Raw genomic sequence first — 12985 nt, forward strand, 5'->3', positions numbered from 1 at the left:
ACTATGTGCGGAGAAAAGGTGTGCGATATGGACAATGCGCGTGTACAGTATGCCTATATATTTATCTCACTGATAGCGACAGAAGCGAGGCGTACACCTAGGCAACCACTCTGTCCCTACGCGACGCTCTTCCGATCTGACGTGCATCGGGCCCATGCGCACGCCGGCCGGCACGAGCCGGTCGCCGGCTCGCACTTCCTCGCCCTGGCGGCGGATGTGCGAGCCGCTGCGCTGCGGCGCGTCGAACGCGACCCAGCGGTCCTGCTCGCGTGCGTGCTCCTGCATCACGACGGTGTCCGCGCCGGGCGGAATCACGCTGCCGGTGAAGATGCGTGCGGCCGTGCGCGGGGCCAGCGGTGCCGGCGTGTCGCCCGCATAGCAGCGTTGCGCGACGTGCAGCGGCTCGCCGTGCGCGAGATCTGCGTGACGCACGGCGTAGCCGTCCATCGCGCTCTGGTCGGCCGGCGGCTGGTCGAGCACGGCGGTGAGCGGCGCGGCCAGCACGTGGCCGGCGGCTTCCGCGACCGGGATGGACGTGGTGGCGCCGAGCGGCGCGAACGCACTGGCGAAATGCTGCTGCGCGGTGTCGAAATCGGTCAGGGGTTTCATCAGGAGCGTGCCGGATGCGCTTGGGCGAGCGCGGGTTGATCGGGTTGAGAGGGCCGAGCGGCGTCGGGCGACACGTACTCGACGAAGCCGTCGTTGCGGCAGAAGCCGACCAGCCTGACGCCGGCTTCGCGGGCGACGTCGATCGCGAGCGAGGTCGGCGCCGAGATCGTCGCGATCATCGGGATGCCGACCCGCGCGGCCTTGCGCACCAGTTCGTAGCTTGCGCGGCTGGACAGGAACACGAAGCCGTCGTGCAGGTTCGCGCGGCGCCGCGCGAGCCGGCCGATCAGCTTGTCGAGCGCGTTGTGGCGGCCAACGTCCTCGAACACGTCGAGCACGTCGCCGTCGCGGTCGCACCACGCGGCCGCATGGATGCCGCCCGTCTCGCGCATCAGCGTCTGGTGGGCCGGCAACGCGCGCGCGGCCCGTTCGATCGCCGCCGCGCCGATCCCGGCGGCCGTGCCGGCGGCGGCGATGCGCGGCGGGTGCAGGTCGAGCTGCGCGATGCTTTCGATCCCGCAGACACCGCAGCCGGTGCGGCCGGCCAGCGCGCGCCGGTGCGCCTTCATCGCCATGAATGCCTGCTGCGACACGGTCAGCCGCACTTCGGCGCTGCCGGCCCGGCATTCGCTTTCGATGTCGAAGACGTCCGACGCGCGCTCGACGATGCCTTCGCTCAGCGCGAAGCCGAGGCCGAACACGTCGAGGTCGAGCGGGGTCGCCATCATGACCGTGTGCGCAATGTCGTTGAACACGAGTGCAACCGGCGTTTCCTCGACGACGCGATCGACGGTGTCGCGCGCTTCGCCGGCACTGTGACGCGTCACCTGACACGCGGTGCTGCCGGTCGGCTCGTCGCGGCGGATGCAGGACTCCATGCGGTTTTCTCCAGGCGGATCGGCCGGCGGGCCGGCCGGGTCGGGCGCGTATGCCGGACCAGGGGAATCGAGAGGCTGCCGAGCGGCGCGGCGGAGGGGGCGCGCCGTCGCTTCGGGCAGGCGTTTCATGGGATGTTAACGGGGATGACAGGCGCGCCGGAGATACAGCGCTGCAACGCGGAAAGCAGTACAGCTGACCATCCCGCAGGCACGAAATGTGTTTTCCGTGCACACATCTTCGGCGGCGTAAGCAGCACAGTTTCAACGCACGTTCGAACGATTGCGAGTATCGTTGCAAACGCGATATCGTCATTCACGCTTCGATGCCATGCGAGTGACTGCTTGTGTTCGCATGTGTTGTCGCCAAGCCGTCGCGCGATTTCCTGCTTCGAGCGTACGTCCTCACAACCACGAGCAAATTACGGTCATGGAAATCTTCGATGCGTTCCATCTCGCCCGCTTGCAATTCGCGTTCACGGTGTCGTTCCACATCGTGTTTCCCGCGATCAGCATCGGTATGGCGAGCTTCCTGGCAGTGCTGGAATGGCGCTACCTCGTCACCGGCGATGCCGCCTACAAATCCATGTTCCAGTTCTGGTCGAAGATCTTCGCGATCGGCTTCGGGATGGGCGTGGTCTCCGGCGTCGTGATGGCGTACGAGTTCGGCACCAACTGGGCCGGCTTCTCGCGCGTCGCGGGCAACATCACGGGCCCGCTCCTCACGTATGAAGTGCTGACGGCGTTCTTCCTCGAAGCCGGCTTCCTCGGCGTGATGCTGTTCGGCTGGCAGCGCGTGAGCCCCCGCGCACACTTCTTCGCGACGCTGATGGTCGCGGTCGGCACGCTGATCTCGACGTTCTGGATCCTCGCGTCGAACAGCTTCATGCAGACGCCGCAGGGCTACAAGATCGAGAACGGCCTCGTCGTGCCGGTCGACTGGTTCAAGATCGTCTTCAACCCGTCGTTCCCGTACCGGCTCGTGCACATGACGATCGCGGCGTTCATCGTCGCGGGCTTCATCGTCGCCGCGTGCGGCGCGTGGCACTTGCTCAAGGGGCGCCGCGACGAGTCGGTGAAGCGCAGCTTCTCGATGGCGCTGTGGATGCTGCTGGTGCTCGCGCCGATCCAGATCGTCGTCGGCGATGCGCACGGGCTGAACACGCGCGAATACCAGCCGGCGAAGATCGCGGCGATCGAGGGGCTGTGGGAAACCGAGAAGGGCGGCACCGCGCTGAACCTCGTCGGGTTGCCCGACATGCAGGCCGAAACCACGCGCTATGCGATCCAGGTGCCGCACCTCGGCAGCCTGATCCTCACGCACAGCTGGGACGGCGAGATTCGCGGGCTGAAGGAATTCCCGCCGCAGGACCGCCCGTATTCGCCGATCCTGTTCTGGACGTTCCGGATCATGGCGGGCCTCGGGATGCTGATGCTGCTCACCGCGCTGCTCGGGCTGCTGCTGAGAAAGGGCGGGCGCCTGTATGAAACGCGCTGGTTCCAGTGGTTCGTGGTGGCGATGGGGCCGTCGGGCATCGTCGCGCTGCTGGCCGGCTGGATCACCACCGAGGTCGGGCGGCAGCCGTGGACCGTGTACGGCGTGCTGCGCACCGTCGATTCGGTCTCCCCGCTCACCGCGCAGCAGGTCGGCGTGTCGCTGCTGGTCTTCGTGGTCGTGTATTTCCTGGTGTTCGGAACGGGTATCTATTACATGATGAAACTGATGAAGCGCGGGCCGGCTGCCCAGGCCGGGTATATCGAGCTGCACCGGCATCCGGGGCTGCGCAAGAGCGCGCTGTCCACGCCGCTGAACGTCACCGAAGCGGAGTAAGCCATGCACATCGATCTTCCTGTCATTTGGGCCGCGATCATCGGCCTCGGCGTATTCATCTACGTGATGCTGGACGGTTTCGATCTCGGCATCGGCCTGCTGTTTCCGTTCTTCGATGCGAAGGCCGAGCGCCAGGTGATGCTCGACACCGTCGCACCGGTGTGGGACGGCAACGAGACGTTCCTGGTGCTCGGCGGCGCGGGGCTCTACGGCGCGTTCCCGGTCGTGTATTCGACGCTGCTGCCGGCGAACTACCTGCCGCTGGTGCTGATGCTGGTCGGGCTGATCTTCCGCGGCGCGGCGTTCGAGCTGCGCGCGAAGGCCACCCGCACGCAACACATGTGGGATCTCGCGTTCATCGGCGGCTCGGCGCTGGCCGCGTTCTGCCAGGGGATCGTGCTCGGTTCGCTGCTGCAGGGCATCAAGATCGAGAACAACCAGTTCGCGGGCGGGCCGTTCGACTGGCTGTCGCCGTTCAGCCTGCTGTGCGGAATCGGCGTGCTCGTCACGTATGCGACGCTCGGCTGCGGCTGGCTGATCCTGAAGGTCGACGGCGAACTGCAGCGCAAGATGCGGTTGCTGATGAAGCCGCTCGCGGGCGTGCTGCTCGCCGTGATGGGCGTGGTCAGCCTGTGGACCGTGATCGGGCTGCCGGCCGTCGCGCATCGCTGGTTCGGCAGCGGCAACCTCGGCTGGTTCCTGCCGGTGCCGGTGCTCGTCGTCGCCTGCGTGTGGGGCATCTTCCACACGGTGAAGCGCGCGCACGAGGCCACGCCGTTCCTGCTGACGCTCGCGCTCGTGTTCCTCGGCTACACGGGGCTCGTGATCAGCATCTGGCCGAACATCGTGCCGCCGTCGCTGTCGATCTGGGATGCGTCGTCGAGCCACTCGAGCCAGCTGTTCGCGCTCGTCGGCACGGTGATCGTGCTGCCGATCATCCTCGTGTACAACGCGATGCAGTACCGCGTGTTCCGCGGCAAGGTGCGCGAGGGCGATATCGGCTATCACTGAGCGGCCATCACTGAACGCCGCATGAGGTGACGGGCAGGGCGGGCGCGGGCGTATCATCACGCGCAGCGCGTTGCCCGCCCCGGCCTTCACCCGGCAGCGGCCCGCCACGCGCGGGCCGTTGCGCATCGGGCGCCGGCGCGCCGCTTGATGCATTCCCTGGCAGTCGAGAAAACACCATGATCGTCCGACCGCAACAAAACTGGCTCAGGATGCTGTTCGTCTGGAACGGCTCCGTGCTGCAATCGATCATTCCGCAGCTCGTGTTCATGGCGGTCGTCAGCACGCTGGCGGTCTTCACGAACGGGCGCATCTTCGGCGAGAAGATCCCCCTCAACACCGCGCCGTTCACGCTGTTCGGGCTCGCGCTCGCGATCTTTCTCGGGTTTCGCAACAGCGCGAGCTTCGAGCGCTTCAAGGAGGCGCGGCATCTGTGGGGCAACCTGCTGATCGCGGCGCGGGCGCTGACGTCGCAGTTCAATCGCTACCTGCCCGACAGCGTGAGCGACGCCGAGCGCAACCGGCTCGCCGACCTGCTGATCGCGCTTACCTATGCGCTCAAGCATCAGCTTCGTCATACCGATCCGACCGCGGACCTGCAACGCATTCTCGGTGCGGAACGCACGGCCGAGCTGGGCGGCAAATGCTTCAAGCCCGTCGCGATCCTCGACGAGCTGCGCGGCGGCATCGTCCGTGCGCTGGGCCGCGCGCCCGGCAGCGACGCGACCTGCTGGATGCTCGAAACGCAGCTCGACGAGATCGGCAAATCGGTCGGTGGTTGCGAACGCATCCTGTCGACGCCGATCCCGTTCTCGTACAGCGTGCTGCTGCATCGCACCGTGTATGCGTATTGCGTGCTGCTGCCGTTCGGTCTCGTCGATTCGACGGAGTTCTTCACGCCGCTGATCTGCGTGTTCATCTCGTACACGCTGATCGCGCTCGAAGCGATCGCGAGCGAGGTGGCCGAGCCGTTCGGCCTCGCGCCGAACGCGCTGGCGCTCGATGCGATGACGCGCACGATCGAGCGGTCGGTACTCGAACTGGGCGATCGTCCGCTGCCGGAGGAGTTCGTGCCGGCGTCGACGTACCAGATCACGTAAGCGGCGGCACGTCGCGGCGCTGCGTCGATTTCGGGCCGGCGTCGGGCGGCAAGGTCGGGCAGGTCGTACGTTTCCCGCACGATCCCGACCGCGATCCGGTGATCGCCGACGACTTCGACTGGGCTACCTGCGTACGCTGATCGACGGCGGTGATGCGTTTATCATCGATTTCGGCGAAGAATAGCGGCAGGGCGGTAGCTGCCGCGACAGGAGCGATTGAAATGCGAATCTACGTGACGAGTATCTTCGTCGACGACCAGGACACGGCGTTGACGTTCTATACCGACAAGCTCGGGTTCAAGCTGAAGAACAACGTGCCGGTGGGCGAGACCCGCTGGCTGACGGTCGTGTCGAAGGACCAGCCGGACGGCACCGAGCTGCTGCTCGAGCCGAGCCACCATCGCGCGGTCGGGCCTTACAAGCAGGCGCTGTACGAGGACGGCATTCCGGCGGCATCGTTCCAGGTCGACGACCTCGATGCGGAGTTCGCGCGGCTCACGGATCTCGGTGTGCGCTTCACGCTGGAGCCGATGGACGCGGGGCCCGTGCGTGTCGCGATCATCGACGATACGTGCGGGAACCTGATTCAGTTGATGCAGATGAAGTGATGGCACGCGCCGCTCGTGGGGCGCTCAGCGCACCGCGACCGGCGGCGCATCGTGCATCCAGCTGCGCTCCTGCGTGCGGCGCTGGATGCGCCACCCGCATTCGGTCCGCACCAGCAGGTCGCGATACCAGAGCCCGACGAAGCACACGCGATCGTCGCCGGCTTCATCGGCCGTGGTCATCATTGCCTGGCCGGCCGTTCGAGCGGTCGCGGCGTCGCCGTCGACGATCAGCAGCGACGTCGAGATCGTGTGCTGCATGCCGCGCATCGCCGACGTCACTTGTTCCAGATACCCGGCAATTTCCGCACGGCGGCCTACCGGACCGCCGAAGGCCGTGTAGTCGAGCGTCGCGTTGGCCGCGAAGATGCGTTCGAATTCGTGCCAGTCGTGGCGGTCGACGGCGTGGCAATAGCGGGTCAGCAGATCCTGGATCTCCATCCGGTCGATCGTTTCCTGGGGCGTCATGGTGTCGTGGGGAGGTGGATGACGGGGAAACGATAGCGGGGGCGGGCGGGCGTGGCATCGGCTGAGTGGACTAAGGCGGCTAGAGATTCACGATCAGTCGAGCAGGCGCGGGAGGCGGCCAGTGCCGATCATTCCTTGATTGCCTCGGAGTCCCACTTGCCCAGTGAGACGGCTTTGCACAGCATGTTGACGGTCAATGCCTCCCGTTTGAACGTATGGGGTTTCCTGAGCAGGTACTTGCGTACGACGTGATACAGGATCCCTTCACCTTCCATCAGGAAGTAACGTCCGAAATCGTAGTCGCCGCGATCCACCTCGAACCGGGTGAAGAATCGATCCATGAAGATGTCGGCATCGTCTCCGGTTTGTCCGAGATCGTCGGATACGGAGGTGTTGCCGCTAATCCGGCGCTTGCTCGATACGGCTGCTTCCTCGCGAACGAACGCTTCCAGCTTTTCCCACAATTGACGGTCGTCCATTACAGAACCCTGTCCTCCGGTTTGGCAATCAGGTTGTACCGGGAAACGGTGTTCCGGACAATATGGAAGGCGTCTTTGGCGAGCAGGACCCAGCCGACGCCTGGCACGGTCCGGCCTACGAATACCGCAAGGCGATGAGTCAGGATTACGCGCAGATTCCGGATGCTTTGCAGGGTGACGGTCGGAAGTACCTTGCGCTTGAATTCATATCTGAATACCGATCGTGCCATCACCGACGCAACGGAAGTCCCGTGGGTCGCCCCGAGTGGTTTGGCGCGGGTCGGAAGGATCGGCAAGCCGGAAAGAATCAGGATAACGGCTTCGATATCGTCGATTCCGGCTTGCTTGCACGTTTCATCGGCGGCAATCAGGAAGAATAGTTCGATCTGACTCAGGTTTTGCAGATTCTGGTAGCGATAGGTGTTCACTCGGTGCCCTCACGGTGCCGGCGAAACAAGCCGCAGGTGCTGTGCGTCTCGCTTGCCGTCTTTGTTTTCGGTGGGCCAAGTTAGCGAGACTGCCATTGCAGGTCAATTTCGGATGGCGGGCGTGCATGTGGCTTGCGATGGCTCGAGCGCTCGGACGCGAACTGCGTGATGGCCTGCGTTTGCTGCGCTATCACCGGTGAGCGGCGCGAGAGCAATCGTGGCCAGTGCGGTTCCCGGCACCACGGATGGCTTGAATCGAAAGGTTTCCAAGTGTCGCTGGCCGTGTTCAGGGCCAACGCCCGTCGTGAAAGCGGCTTCGTGCTGCATCCGTTTGGGCGTGTAGTGAGCCGTGATGCTGACCGAATGCCGCGACCGGTCGCACGGACGCCAGCAGGGAGGGGCGGTCGAGGCGAAACGCGCACGAGTGTGTAGACTCATGCTCATTCCATGGAGCAAACCCTATGCAATTGCTTGATCACGTATCCATCAGCGTGCCGGATATTGACGTTGCGCGCCCGTTCTACGATGCCATCATGGCCGCGCTGGGCGCAGCCAAGGTCTATGACCGGCCGACCGCGCTCGGCTATGGCGAACGTTGCAATGCGAACGACACCGCATCGACGTTTCTGGCTGTCTATGCGGATCCCGCTGAAATCGGCGCGAGCAAGCGGCACTGGTGTTTCAAGGCCGCGAGCCGCGAGCAGGTGGATGCGTTTTTCGAGGCCGGGCTGGCGACGGGCGGGCAGTCCGACGGTGAACCCGGCTTGCGGCCGCAGTACCACGCCGACTACTACGGCGCGTTTCTCGTCGACCCGGCAGGCAATCGGGTCGAGGCGGTGTGCCACGTGTCCGTGCCGGCGAGCGCATCGTGATGAGGTTGCGGTTGCGTCAACGCTCGCTTGCGCGTGTGACTCGGTGGTGAACGCCGCGCGCCGGCCCGATACCGTCCGGCGGCGCGCGGCGCGCGGCGCGCATTCGCATGCTCGCCGCCTGCGACACTCAATCGAAGTAATTCAACCCCATCGCGCCCTTCACCTCGGCAAGCGTCGCGCCGGCCACGTCGCGTGCATGCATCGTGCCGCGCTTCAGGATCGCCATCACTTCCGCCTTGTCGGCCTCGAATTCGCGGCGGCGCGCGCGGATCGGCTCGATCAGCGCCTGCAGCCGCTCGTTCAGCACGCGCTTGACGACGCTGTCGCCGAGCCCGCCGAGACGGTAGTGCGCCTTCAGCTCGTCGACCTTCTGCACGTCGGGTTCGAACGCATCGAGGAACGTGAACACGACGTTGCCCTCGACCTGGCCGGGATCGCTCACGCGCAGGTGGTTCGGGTCGGTGTACATGTCCTTCACCGCTTGCGTGATCTCGTCCGGTGTCGAGCCGAGCGTGATTGCGTTGCCGAGCGACTTGCTCATCTTCGCCTTGCCGTCGATCCCCGGCAGCCGCGTGACCGCCGACAGCACGGCTTCGCATTCGACCAGCACCGGCTGCTCGACGGTCGCGTTGAAGCGGCGCACGAGTTCGTTGGTCTGCTCGATCATCGGCAACTGGTCGTCGCCGACCGGCACGTGCGTTGCCTTGAACGCGGTGATGTCGGCCGCCTGGCTCACCGGGTAGGTCAGGAAGCCGGCCGGGATGTCACGCTCGAAACCGCGCAGGCGGATCTCTTCCTTGATGGTCGGATTGCGTTCGAGGCGCGCGACCGTGACGAGGTTCAGCAGGTACTGCGACAGTTCGGCGAGTTCGGGCACCTGCGACTGCACGACGATCGTCGAGATCGCCGGATCGATGCCGACCGCGAGATAGTCGAGCGCGACTTCGATCACGTTCTCGGTGACGCGCTGGCGGCGGCCCATGTTGTCGGTCAGCGCCTGCGTGTCGGCGAGCAGCAGGAACTGCTTCGCTTCGTGCTGCATCTGCACGCGCGCGCGCAGCGAGCCGATGTAGTGGCCGAGGTGCAGCGGGCCGGTCGTGCGGTCGCCGGTGAGGATGGTCGGTCGGGCGGGTTGGGTCATGTTGGTCGTGGCTCCGGGTTATCGAAGCCGCCAGCCATGGTGCCTGCGCAGAAACGCAAATGCCGCCATCGCTGGCGGCATCACGTTTGGGACATGCAAAAGGAAACGGGCCGCCTAGGTCAGGCGCGCCACCAGCAATGCACGTTCGGCGAGGCGGGTCGGGTTTCCATTGCGTGAGTATAGCGTAGTGCGGGGACGGATGGCCGTGCGCGTCAGCGGATCACCGACTCCATGGCGAGGTACGCGGTTTCGGCCGACGGCCACAGCAGGTACAGCAGGCCGGCCATCAGCAGCAGCGCGCCGGCGCGCGCCAGCGGCGTGCGGTCTTTGTGGTGCGGGGTGCGGGGGGGCTGCTTCGTGTTCTTCATGCTTTCAGACTTGCCGGCGCGAAAGGCGCCGCTCCAACGGTTGCTGCAACGGGGTCAGGCGTGTGGAGCCTAACGCCGCGGTGTTGCGAGGGTTACAAGGGGCGCGGGTGGCATGTCGCCGTCGCACTGGCGGGTATCGCAGGTTGCGCAGCACCAAAAAAAGGGGTGATCGGTGGTATCGATCAGGCACGGGGCAGGCTTGTGTCGCCTGTTGTAAGGCGAACGGCATGGTACCAGTCTAGCGAGGTAGGCGCAGTCAAGAATTGTTGGGCGGGGACCAGCGCGAAATATGAGTTGTCAATCCCTGCCGCTGACGGTGCGGCTCCGACATCAAGCCAAAACAACGGGCCGGGTTAGAAAGATCTAGCTTTGTCCAGGTTGGATTGTTGGACTCACCGATCTTTCCTTGCTTGACCTTGTTTCCGATTCATTTGACTGTAGAATCGCGCGGGAGAGATGTGTGTCATACCGGTGACAATAAGTAATATAAATGTAAGGTTCGGATAAAAATGGATGCACAAGACATCGTGAGGGCGATGCAGGGGGGATTACTTCAGCAAGATCGCTTGTTGAAGCTCGATACGCCCCTTGGCGACAATGTATTGTTGCCTCAGCATGCCGCTGGCTGGTCCCGAATTGGCAGACATTTCGACTTCACGATCGACGTCCTGTCGACGCACAACGATCTCGAACTGAAAAAACTGATCGGGCAATCCATCACCCTGTGGATTCAACAGGCAAACCGGTCATATCTTCCGCGAAACGGCTACGTCTATGCGGTGCGCAGGCTGGGATCAGAAGGTGGACTGACCAGTTACCAGCTCCGCTTTGCATCGTGGATGCATTTTTTAAAATTCCGACGCGACCAGCGTATCTGGCAGGACAAGCCTGTCGACGAAATCCTCAGGGATGTATTCAACGCCCATCCGCAGGCGAAAGGGCGATTCGATTTCGCGCTCTCCAGATCGCTTCCGTCGAGATCGTACTGTACGCAGTACGAAGACGACTGGAATTTCGTCCATCGGCTGATGGAAGAGGAAGGGCTGTTCGGCATCTGGAAGCAAGCGGACGACGGCAAGTCGCACACGCTGACGGTCACGGATCATCTGGATACCTGCGAGCCACTCGCGGTGCGCTCGGTTCAGTTTTCCCGATACGGCACGAGTAGCGAGGTCGATGCGCTGGTTTACTGGTCCGGCTTGCGAACCCTCCATAGCGCGGCCCTGACGACGCGTACGTTCGATTACAAGCATCCGTCACCGCTTGCCAATCCGAAAGGCACCACGATCCCGACCGTGTCGCATGAGTTGCCGGAGCAACTCGAGATGTATGAGTACACTGGTCCCTATACCTATCTGGAGCAGGAGCGCGGCGATCACCTCACCAAAGTACGGATGGAGGAGTGGGAGTCACGCGCAAAGCGATTCCACGGTATGGGGGGATTGCGCGGTGTCGACGCTGGACGGTGGTTCGAACTCGTTGGGCACCCGGAGCACGATCGGGCGTCGCGGGAGCGCAACGAATTCGCCGTCATCGAAGTTGTGTGGCTGATAGAGAACAACCTGCCAGGATCGAGCCATCACGGGGATCTTCCGCATAGCTTGAACGGGCGACTGGCCGAAGCGAAAGCAAACTTCAAAGGGCAGCCAGCCTCGGGCGTGACGCATTTCGACGGATCCGAAGGTTTCTTCGTGGTAGAGATCGAAGCGCAGCGCAAATCCGTGCCCTTCCGCAGCCCGTACGAACATCGTCAGCCTGTCATGCAGATGCAGACGGCCACCGTTGTCGGTCCGCAAGGCCAGCGTATTCATACCGATGAGCTGGGTCGTGTCAAGGTCCAGTTCCATTGGGATCGGATCGGTCAGCGCGATGAGCGCAGTTCGTGCTGGGTCCGAGTGAGTCATCCGTGGGCGGGCGAGGGATTCGGGATGATCCATATTCCTCGAATCGGCGATGAGGTCGTCGTGTCGTTTCTGGATGGGGCGCCGGACCGCCCGATCATTACGGGCCGCGTGCCGAACGGCACCAACTTCGTGCAATGGAAGCTGCCGGATAACCAGATGCTCTCGGGGCTGCGCTCTCGCGACCTTGAGGGGACGCAGGCGAATCACGTTGTGGCCGACGACACACCGGGGAAACTGCAGGTGCAAGTATCGAGCGACTACGAGCAATCGCGTCTCGTCGTCGGCTACAACACTCGCATCAACGGCAATGCGGGGCGCAGCGAAGCGCGAGGTATGGGGTGGGAACTGGCAACAGATTCGTGGGGCGTGCTGCGCGCGAACCGCGGCATGCTGGTGACGACCGAGACACGCTCGGGCGCGACTGCTGCGGCAAAGGACATGAGCGAGACCGTCACGCGACTGGAGAAGGCGCAGCAGTTGCATGAGGCGCTGACGAAAATTGCCCAGCAGAGCGAAGCGCAGGATGCGGACGGCCATCAGACTGACATCGTCAATACCATCGGGGCACAGAATGAACAAATCCGCGGTACGGGTACGAGCAGCGGCAACACGTTCCCGGAACTGTCGGAACCGCACCTGGTGATCGATGGCAAGGCGGGCATCGAGATTACTACGCCTGCTACCGTGCATGTGGCGTCTCAACAGGCGGCGATCACGACGGAAGGGCATATCGGTATTGCGAGCGGACGCAGTCTCTTTGCATCGGTGCGCGATACGGTTCGCCTGTTTGCGCAGACCGGCCCCATGCACCTCGTTTCGGCTGCGGGCGACATCGTATTGAATGCGCTGACGAAATCCATTGTGGCACGGGCGCAGAAGCAGATCCTGCTGGAAAGCGAGGAGATCCTGTTGCGTGCACACAAATTCCGCGTCGAGGTCAACGGCAGCTTTCTGAACATGGATTCAAGCGGTGTGATGAGTGGCACAACGGGCAAGTTCACTGCATATGCCGCGTCTCACGATCTGCCGGGCCCGAAGGATCAGATGGTCGATCTGTCGCCCAAGAAGATCTGTGTCGAATGCATGCTGAAGGCGGCGCGGGGCGGGGCAGCACTGGTGCCTCGTTAAACCGTATACCCTATTCACGAAGACAGACCGCCTTTCCCGGTACGCGCTACGGGCGAGTTATGGGAGGCTTGTGGGCTGTCTTCCTGCCGGGTGACCGGGTGCGCATTGAGGTAGCGGACGGCTGGAAAGGCGATGCTAGCGACCTTGGCATACGCCCCCCCCGGACACC

General features: G+C 63.8%; 12 protein-coding genes and 1 pseudogene. 6 read left to right on the forward strand and 7 right to left on the reverse strand.

What is annotated here, in order from left to right; all coding sequences use genetic code 11:
* Positions 1-138: 138 nt before the first annotated feature.
* Together G3N96_RS18060 and fdhD are read right to left on the reverse strand one after the other, a co-directional pair.
* Positions 139-609, reverse strand: a pseudogene (locus G3N96_RS18060) (molybdopterin molybdenumtransferase MoeA); the annotation flags it as partial.
* Positions 609-1487 (reverse strand): formate dehydrogenase accessory sulfurtransferase FdhD, encoded by an 879-nt coding sequence (gene fdhD / locus G3N96_RS18065; protein WP_206137999.1) that lies wholly within the window; start codon positions 1485-1487, stop codon positions 609-611. The pseudogene G3N96_RS18060 and the gene fdhD, both read right to left, overlap by 1 nt.
* 427 nt (positions 1488-1914) lie before the next feature.
* Here fdhD and G3N96_RS18070 point away from each other — a divergent pair, with 427 nt between their 5' ends.
* The 4 genes from G3N96_RS18070 to G3N96_RS18085 all read left to right on the forward strand — a co-directional run bounded on the left by G3N96_RS18070 (position 1915) and on the right by G3N96_RS18085 (position 6031).
* Positions 1915-3315 carry a cytochrome ubiquinol oxidase subunit I gene (locus tag G3N96_RS18070; RefSeq protein ID WP_206138000.1) on the forward strand — a complete coding sequence of 467 codons (1401 nt, stop codon included), beginning with the start codon at positions 1915-1917 and terminating at the stop codon, positions 3313-3315.
* Positions 3316-3318: 3 nt separating this feature from the next.
* Positions 3319-4326, forward strand: coding sequence for a cytochrome d ubiquinol oxidase subunit II (cydB, locus tag G3N96_RS18075; protein ID WP_089444122.1), 1008 nt, complete (start codon positions 3319-3321; stop codon positions 4324-4326).
* Positions 4327-4502: 176 nt separating this feature from the next.
* Entirely contained in the window at positions 4503-5423 is a 921-nt protein-coding gene (locus G3N96_RS18080) for a bestrophin family protein (RefSeq protein WP_124585639.1), read from the forward strand.
* A gap of 221 nt (positions 5424-5644) precedes the next feature.
* Positions 5645-6031 carry a VOC family protein gene (locus tag G3N96_RS18085; protein WP_089429578.1) on the forward strand — a complete coding sequence of 129 codons (387 nt, stop codon included), beginning with the start codon at positions 5645-5647 and terminating at the stop codon, positions 6029-6031.
* Positions 6032-6055: 24 nt separating this feature from the next.
* On the opposite strand, the gene G3N96_RS18090 is transcribed toward G3N96_RS18085, so the two are convergent.
* The 3 genes from G3N96_RS18090 to G3N96_RS18100 form a co-directional block, all read right to left on the reverse strand.
* Positions 6056-6496 carry a nuclear transport factor 2 family protein gene (locus tag G3N96_RS18090; RefSeq protein WP_206138001.1) on the reverse strand — a complete coding sequence of 147 codons (441 nt, stop codon included), beginning with the start codon at positions 6494-6496 and terminating at the stop codon, positions 6056-6058.
* Positions 6497-6624: 128 nt separating this feature from the next.
* Entirely contained in the window at positions 6625-6975 is a 351-nt protein-coding gene (locus G3N96_RS18095) for a DUF1493 family protein (RefSeq protein ID WP_124585645.1), read from the reverse strand.
* Entirely contained in the window at positions 6975-7403 is a 429-nt protein-coding gene (locus tag G3N96_RS18100; RefSeq protein WP_206138002.1) for an STM2901 family protein, read from the reverse strand. Before G3N96_RS18100 ends, G3N96_RS18095 begins: the two co-directional genes overlap by 1 nt.
* Before the next feature lie 461 nt (positions 7404-7864).
* Here G3N96_RS18100 and G3N96_RS18105 point away from each other — a divergent pair, with 461 nt between their 5' ends.
* Positions 7865-8275 carry a VOC family protein gene (locus G3N96_RS18105; RefSeq protein WP_206138003.1) on the forward strand — a complete coding sequence of 137 codons (411 nt, stop codon included), beginning with the start codon at positions 7865-7867 and terminating at the stop codon, positions 8273-8275.
* Positions 8276-8402: 127 nt separating this feature from the next.
* On the opposite strand, the gene trpS is transcribed toward G3N96_RS18105, so the two are convergent.
* Together trpS and G3N96_RS18115 are read right to left on the reverse strand one after the other, a co-directional pair.
* The gene (gene trpS / locus G3N96_RS18110) at positions 8403-9416 is read right to left on the reverse strand and encodes a tryptophan--tRNA ligase (RefSeq protein WP_206138004.1); all 1014 of its coding nucleotides are present in this window, start codon (positions 9414-9416) and stop codon (positions 8403-8405) included.
* 212 nt (positions 9417-9628) lie between these two features.
* Positions 9629-9784: a hypothetical protein gene (locus G3N96_RS18115; RefSeq protein ID WP_206138005.1), complete on the reverse strand. Its 156-nt coding sequence runs from the start codon at positions 9782-9784 to the stop codon at positions 9629-9631.
* Between the two features lie 509 nt (positions 9785-10293).
* Here G3N96_RS18115 and G3N96_RS18120 point away from each other — a divergent pair.
* A complete protein-coding gene (locus G3N96_RS18120; protein WP_206138006.1) occupies positions 10294-12816 on the forward strand; it encodes a type VI secretion system Vgr family protein in 2523 nt (840 codons plus the stop codon).
* The last annotated feature ends 169 nt before the right edge of the window (positions 12817-12985 follow it).

The sequence above is a fragment of the Burkholderia sp. Se-20373 genome (assembly GCF_017104705.1).
Lineage (GTDB): Bacteria > Pseudomonadota > Gammaproteobacteria > Burkholderiales > Burkholderiaceae > Burkholderia.